Consider the following 5,972-nt stretch of genomic DNA (forward strand, 5'->3'; position numbering starts at 1 on the left):
TATGCCGAAGTGCTCAAGAAATCCGTCGCCGGTCCGAGCACCCTTCAATAGCGTTGCACTTGGAACTTGAGACCGCCGTGCCTTGCGCGCGACCCGGGAAGCGCTTCGGACGGCAGGCATAGGGCGCCTCCATGAGCTGCGGGCCGCGTACGCCGCCGAACGGTACCAGCAGATCACCGGCCACTGGCCACCGATGATGGGCGGCCTGGCCAGTCGGGAGGCGGACCGGGCGGCACGCCTGACGATCGCGCAGGAGCTGGGGCATAGCCGCGTAGAGATCATGACAGCGTACATCGGAAGGGCGGCGACATGAGGCTGCCACCGGAGATCCGCCACCGGCTCAACCTCCACGCCCGGAAGGGCGGCAAGACAGCCAGGCGCCGGCAGGTGAAGCGCGCCGAGGCCTTCGCGTCCTGGTGCGGCTGCGATCCTCGCCAAATCGGAAAGCGCCATGTATGGGAGTTCTTCGAGGCTCACGACCATTGGGAGCCCACGACCAAGCGAGACCACTGGTATGCGGTGCGGTTGCTGTGGCACACGATCGGCCGGCCGGGAGATCCGCCCAAGCCTCCATCGGTTCCGTGAGGCGCTGAGTGAGGTCATTTCGACCTGACTGAGATAGGCCATTTTGGCCTGAGTCAGGGCAAAGCAAATCGATGCTCTGTCATACCGGTGGATGACAATTTCAGGCCCCTTGGCGAATCTTTTGTCACTCTAAAGCGTGACAAGCAGTCGCTCAGCCTTAGAGCGAAGGAGGCAGACTTCTCCATCCCCATAGCCCCGGCTCCCTTGTACGCTATCTGCTAGCGCAGAGCGATCGCGTGACATCTAATTTAAGCTGTATCACTCATACTCACTAGCATCGAGGGCGTCGATAATTCCTTGAGAGAGGTTCTCTGATACTCTCGACAATCCTTCCTCAAGGCTGCTCTTCTCAAGAGTTTCTCTACTCGTCTCACCACTTATCGTGTATTCAACATTATATCCGGACGCTTCCTTTTTAAGCTTAAAATCAATATGAACAATGGTTTTATGGTTAGGATTCACCGGAGAGTCAATGCTAAGCTTTATGACAAATTCAAGCGTTTTTTCAGATCCTGGTATAACATCTCCATTCTTGTACTTTATAAACTCAGGCTTTTGATAACTGGCAGCTTCCTGATCCCAATAGCCCAGCTCTACATAGCGAAACTGTTGCTTGGAATCTGGATCAAACCACGTACTATTTTTTTCCACTCCTAAATGACTTTCAAAAGCCTGACGAAGACCAATGGCGACTTTATCTAACTCCCGCCAATATGCTTGCTTGGTCTCTTCGCTCTTCAGTAGCGCGTCTTGGATTGCTGTATAGTCAGTCATAGGTCCGCCTGCGATCTAGTGGCCACCTCTAAGAGAGGATTTCATAAGAAAGCCCTAGATTAGCTTTTAATCGATAACGGCGCAAAAGCAATAGGGGGCCGCGCCCAGGTGTGCGGGTAGGGCAACAGGCTGGCAAGGAGAAGGTATAGATAGAGCGCGTCATCGTACGAGGGCGGGGGTATCCACGACCCAGCCAACACGACCCTTCACCGATCCAGTACGTAACCAATTTTTTTGCCCCAGGGGCTTTACAATAGGTCAAAGCCTATATAGGTTATAGGCTATAAACAAAGGAGGGGTTCGATGTGGTCGATAGAGCAAACCGAGAGGTTTGAAGACTGGTACCACGCTCTGGATGAGGCAGACCGCGAGAACGTCCTGGCCTCGATCCTTCTCCTTAGGGAGCGCGGCCCGATGCTTTCTCGACCGCATGCCGACACTGTGAATGGCTCCCGTTATCCCAACATGAAGGAGCTGCGGGTCCAGAGCCAGGGGCGCCCGATCCGGGCCTTCTACGCATTCGACCCGCAGCGCACCGGGATTCTGCTGTGTGCCGGCGACAAGGGCGGCAATGACAAGCGCTTCTATGACGAGATGATCCCGGTGGCCGACAAGGAGTATGCGGCTCACCTGGATACACTGACGTGAGGTGAGAACCATGGCACGCAAACTGGAAGAGCTGCTGGCCAACGAGAAGCCAGAAGTGGTGGCGGCGGCACAGGCCAAGGCCGATGACATGCTCCTTGAGCTACGGCTTTCGGAGCTCCGCCAACTGATGGACATGACCCAAGCCCAGATGGCTGAAGCGATGGGCGTCAAACAGCCGACCATCGCTGGCCTGGAGAGAGCCGGCCAGGACCTCCGCCTGAGCTCTCTCAAGCGTTACGTCGAGGCGATCGGAGGCCGAGTCCGTCTGGATGTCGAGATGCCCGACGGAACCCATCACGGCTTCCCTGTTTGACTTCAGCGCCTGTCCGAGAAGGACAGGCGCCATGGCTTCCCCTTCCTGAACGACACGATCACTCCCGCTCTAACGCTCCGAGGTTCGGTCTCGTGCGGCCACGCCTTGTCGCGTCATCTCCGCAGAACACTTCCTCGACGTGACGCCGGCCGACCAAGGTTCTGCCAGCGGCGTTGACCTTCCAGTGAATCCCTAGGCGATCGAGCTCCTCGCGCTGCTCCTTGCCACGCTTGTAGCCCGTGAGGAATTCGAGCTCTTCCGGGTCCAGGAACAGGGGTTCCGCCATCATTGATGCCTCAGGTGACGAAGACGAAAGAGTCTTCCATCTGGAAGAACGCTACACAGGCCCCGTCACCCAGGTCGATAGGGTGCGGCTCCCGCTGGAGGGCGCGCAGCTTCACTGGGTCGCTATCGTCCAGGTCGATCGCGTAGCCGTCGAGGCCCACCATGACGCTCTGATAATCGTGGCTCCAGCAGAAACTGCAGATGCCGCGCGACAGCTCGGGCTCCTGCTCCCGTAGCTGTCGATAGGCCGCAAGGCAGAGAGCCGCCTGCGGCTCGGCTGCCCGAGTCACCATCCCTTCTTCGGCACCCACCATCCCCAGCCTGACCAGCCGGCCAAGCTCACGGCACAGCGTCACGCCCGACTCGTTTCTCGGATACCTGGTGTCCTGCTTGTTCGTCAGTCCTACTACCTTCGACATGAGATCCTCACGACCTGAGTCCAGAACAGGGGGTGCTTCTTTGGCGTCATAGAACGCTAACGTTCTAGAACGCCAGCGTTCTATAAACATCGCGACGCCGTCCTGCTCTGATGGAATATCAAGAGGCCCCGGGGACTACCAGGGCCTCGCAGTTTGCAGATTACGCCGCCGGCCGGAGCTTGGGCTTGTTGGCCGCGTTTGCGCTCGCCACGACATACCCCAGACTTTCCCTGGCGACATTCAGCCAGTGACCGGCCTCGAAGAAGGTCTCCCCAAGCACCTGGTCGGGTCGGTTGGGAGCCTCCAGGTAGCGCGCGTTGAATGTCACCAGCGTGCTCTCCGCCGACCCCAGCCGGCAACTGACATAGGCGTCCAGGACATCGATGGGGCATTCATCCTCGATGTCCTTGCCCTGGGTGCTCTTGAAGTCGGCTCGAAGCGCGGCCGTCGGCTGCCGCTTCTCCCCCCGTGTCCGAGCCACAATGAACTGGATGGCCTCGACATGGAGATCGACCTGCCCAGCGATATGCTCGATCACTCCCCGGTCCTGCTTGTCCGCCTCGCCACCGGCGACCCGGAGCAGGCGCGCAGCAGCGAGCAGTCGAGGTGTCAGGCTCTCCAGGTCCTCAAGATCGGTTTCCAGCAGCGAAACGGGGCGGCTATCATGTTGTTGCATCGTGTTTACTCCCAAGGTTTGTGCGATGCCACGGTCCCGGGCGGCGGCAACTGCCGCGGGGCCTTCTCCGGTCCCGGCTACTTGCCGTAGACCACCTCTTCGAATGGCTTGATCACGCCAATCTCTGCGGCGAACTCCTCCAGGCTCTCGATGTGGTGAGCCGCCACGGTGTTCAGGTTCTCGTCCACGAGGTGGTAGCTCCCCAACTCGCCGACCCAACGCTGCCGTGTCTTGCGCAAGCGCTGGTCTCCCTCGCTTTCCAGCTTCCGATTGATGCGAGCCATCATCGCTCGCTCACTGACAGGCTTCTTCATGCGTAGCCTCGTTGATCCCTTTCCAGACAGCTTAGCGCGTATTTGTGATTTTGTGAATATATGAATTTGTGATTTTGTGAATTTGTGAGCTGAACGCCTCCCGGGCCAAGCGACTCAGCCACGGCAGACCTCGCATTCCAGAGCCGTTGGCGGGGGTAACAGGGCCACGACAGGGCCACGGTGAGAGCGACACGGCGCAGGTCGCCGGGATGCTGCCTGCCGAGAGGCGTTTCATTCGTTTCACCGCCGATCTGTCACCATTTTGGTGACAGGTGAGTGTCACCATTTGGGTGACAGTGTCACCAATTCGGTAACACCGGAGCGGCTTGGCAGCCCGCCGAGGCGGCGAGACACTCCTTCCAACCCAGCAGCCCAACAATTCCCATGGCGTCCACTCCGGTCTTCCTCGCGGCCCAGCCGCTAGACCCCTACAGCAAGCAGCGCCCGATCACTGAGCTGAAGATCGACCTTCACGCCCTGGGGCTGACGCAGATCGATGGCGAGCCCGTCAGCCGCTTTGCCATCCTGCCTTCGGTAGAGCCGGGCGACTGCCTGGAGGTCCTGGTCTGGGATGGCAGGACGATGCTGGTGGAGCATGACGAGAGATCGCCCCAACTACTGCCGGCGCCGCGGATCCTGATCTGCGACACCGGTGACAGGGACGGCCTGGCTACCGCCGTACTGTTGAGCAGCGGGGAGGCCCCTGGCGGACGGGCGCGGGAAGAGTAGAGCGCCCCTGCCAGCGCGATCTGCTTGCGATGGCCAACGACGACCTGGGTGATCTCGTCCGAGGCGTCGTCGATGATGTCCGCATCGGTACGCACGTCGGACTGCGTACCAGATGTGCGTACCAGCTTCGACTTCACCGCACTCCTGACGCTATGGCTCAGGTCACCGGGCCTTCGGGCTCGCTCATCCACTCCCGCTTTCGGCTCGGTGTCACCCCCGCCGGGTACAAACTTCGTCACCCCCGTGGGTGACAGTGTCACCCTTTTGGCGCCGATCGCGGCAAGGCACCGGTTCACGCTTCGGAATGCGCACCAATGGGCAGCCTCGACAATTTGCGCAACCCCCTTGCATAAACAGCTTGTTGGAATCGGTTCGGTGGAAATCGGGTCGATCAATCATCGCGGCGTTCTAACGTTCCAGCGTTCTAACGTCCTCGCATCATCGATCGGCTACGCCTGCCATGGGTGGCGGTCATCGAGAAATGGCGGCAATCTCAGCACGGAACCAGGCCGCTCCAAAGAGTTCCTCATGTATTATTATGTTGATGACTTTTCCACGAGTTCATTTAGTTCTTTCATCGTCATAGGCTCTTTCTTGTAGATAGAGATATTGTCGTTTATTAACTTTTGTACTGCATTATTTCGTCGGCCACTTATAACATTCGACGAAAATTCAGCAACAGCCGCATCAGATGTTTCTGAGAAAGACTGATTCAAATTATTAGAACTTGTAGCAATAAGAGTTTTGTTTAGAAGATCCCCATCTAAAGACATAAATATATTTTTATTAAATGAGGTACTGGCCACTGTTGTGGTGACCTTCACAGTTATAGCCCCCGCGCAGATACCGCTAACCCTATACCCGACTCCGGTAATGATCATAGTTGCATTGAAAGGATAAAAACCAGCCATTGGCTCGTTGTAAACTCTGATATTGCTCTGCTCAAGCTTGAGCCGAGCATTTTGTCGTATGCTGTCTACGTTGGTCCAGCAATTGCCATCCACCTGATCATCAACATAAAGCGATACGTTCTTTATAGTTCCTGAATAGCTGTCCGGCCCTATGAATAATAGATCATCACTAGCTTGTGCAGAAGTTATTAACGCAACACCAAATATTGTTCCCAACACTTTATTTATCATAATGAAGCAAGGCGGTCTCAAGTTCCAAGTGCAACGCTATTGAAGGGTGCTCGGACCGGCGACGGATTTCTTGAGCACCTCAGCGTA

9 protein-coding genes are annotated in these 5,972 nt (G+C 57.3%); 3 read left to right on the top strand and 6 right to left on the bottom strand.

Annotation, left to right across the window (positions count from 1 at the left end; all coding sequences use genetic code 11):
- Positions 1–843: 843 nt before the first annotated feature.
- Entirely contained in the window at positions 844–1,359 is a 516-nt protein-coding gene (locus G7A98_RS16405; RefSeq protein WP_163650757.1) for a hypothetical protein, read from the bottom strand.
- A 303-nt stretch (positions 1,360–1,662) separates the two neighbouring features.
- Here G7A98_RS16405 and G7A98_RS16410 point away from each other — a divergent pair, with 303 nt between their 5' ends.
- Entirely contained in the window at positions 1,663–2,007 is a 345-nt protein-coding gene (locus tag G7A98_RS16410; protein WP_163650758.1) for a type II toxin-antitoxin system RelE/ParE family toxin, read from the top strand.
- Positions 2,008–2,017: 10 nt separating this feature from the next.
- Positions 2,018–2,320 carry a helix-turn-helix domain-containing protein gene (locus tag G7A98_RS16415; protein ID WP_163650759.1) on the top strand — a complete coding sequence of 101 codons (303 nt, stop codon included), beginning with the start codon at positions 2,018–2,020 and terminating at the stop codon, positions 2,318–2,320.
- 58 nt (positions 2,321–2,378) lie between these two features.
- Here the strand turns inward: G7A98_RS16415 and G7A98_RS16420 are convergent, their stop codons facing one another.
- The 4 genes from G7A98_RS16420 to G7A98_RS16435 form a co-directional block, all read right to left on the bottom strand.
- Positions 2,379–2,609, bottom strand: a complete 231-nt coding sequence (locus G7A98_RS16420) for a DUF4224 domain-containing protein (protein ID WP_163650760.1) — start codon at positions 2,607–2,609, stop codon at positions 2,379–2,381.
- Between the two features lie 7 nt (positions 2,610–2,616).
- Positions 2,617–2,961, bottom strand: a complete 345-nt coding sequence (locus G7A98_RS16425; RefSeq protein ID WP_163650761.1) for a hypothetical protein — start codon at positions 2,959–2,961, stop codon at positions 2,617–2,619.
- Between the two features lie 223 nt (positions 2,962–3,184).
- On the bottom strand, positions 3,185–3,700 hold the full coding sequence (locus tag G7A98_RS16430; protein ID WP_163650762.1) for a hypothetical protein: 516 nt from the start codon (positions 3,698–3,700) through the stop codon (positions 3,185–3,187).
- 77 nt (positions 3,701–3,777) lie between these two features.
- Positions 3,778–4,014 (bottom strand): hypothetical protein, encoded by a 237-nt coding sequence (locus G7A98_RS16435; RefSeq protein ID WP_163650763.1) that lies wholly within the window; start codon positions 4,012–4,014, stop codon positions 3,778–3,780.
- Between the two features lie 384 nt (positions 4,015–4,398).
- On the opposite strand from G7A98_RS16435, the gene G7A98_RS16440 reads away from it, so the two are divergent.
- Positions 4,399–4,743, top strand: a complete 345-nt coding sequence (locus G7A98_RS16440) for a hypothetical protein (RefSeq protein ID WP_163650764.1) — start codon at positions 4,399–4,401, stop codon at positions 4,741–4,743.
- Between the two features lie 536 nt (positions 4,744–5,279).
- Here the strand turns inward: G7A98_RS16440 and G7A98_RS16445 are convergent.
- Complete coding sequence (locus G7A98_RS16445; protein ID WP_163650765.1) at positions 5,280–5,873, bottom strand: hypothetical protein; 594 nt, start codon at positions 5,871–5,873, stop codon at positions 5,280–5,282.
- Positions 5,874–5,972 lie beyond the last annotated feature (99 nt).

Source organism: Modicisalibacter sp. 'Wilcox' (genome assembly GCF_010993675.1).
In the GTDB taxonomy this organism is placed as follows: Bacteria; Pseudomonadota; Gammaproteobacteria; order Pseudomonadales; family Halomonadaceae; genus Modicisalibacter; species Modicisalibacter tunisiensis.

Bases quoted from the DNA above. Each gene is read 5' to 3' on its own strand.
- G7A98_RS16405 (WP_163650757.1), bottom strand. From the start codon at position 1,359: ATGACTGACTATACAGCAATCCAAGACGCGCTACTGAAGAGCGAAGAG.
- G7A98_RS16410 (WP_163650758.1), top strand. From the start codon at position 1,663: ATGTGGTCGATAGAGCAAACCGAGAGGTTTGAAGACTGGTACCACGCT.
- G7A98_RS16415 (WP_163650759.1), top strand. From the start codon at position 2,018: ATGGCACGCAAACTGGAAGAGCTGCTGGCCAACGAGAAGCCAGAAGTG.
- G7A98_RS16420 (WP_163650760.1), bottom strand. From the start codon at position 2,609: ATGATGGCGGAACCCCTGTTCCTGGACCCGGAAGAGCTCGAATTCCTC.
- G7A98_RS16430 (WP_163650762.1), bottom strand. From the start codon at position 3,700: ATGCAACAACATGATAGCCGCCCCGTTTCGCTGCTGGAAACCGATCTT.
- G7A98_RS16435 (WP_163650763.1), bottom strand. From the start codon at position 4,014: ATGAAGAAGCCTGTCAGTGAGCGAGCGATGATGGCTCGCATCAATCGG.
- G7A98_RS16440 (WP_163650764.1), top strand. From the start codon at position 4,399: ATGGCGTCCACTCCGGTCTTCCTCGCGGCCCAGCCGCTAGACCCCTAC.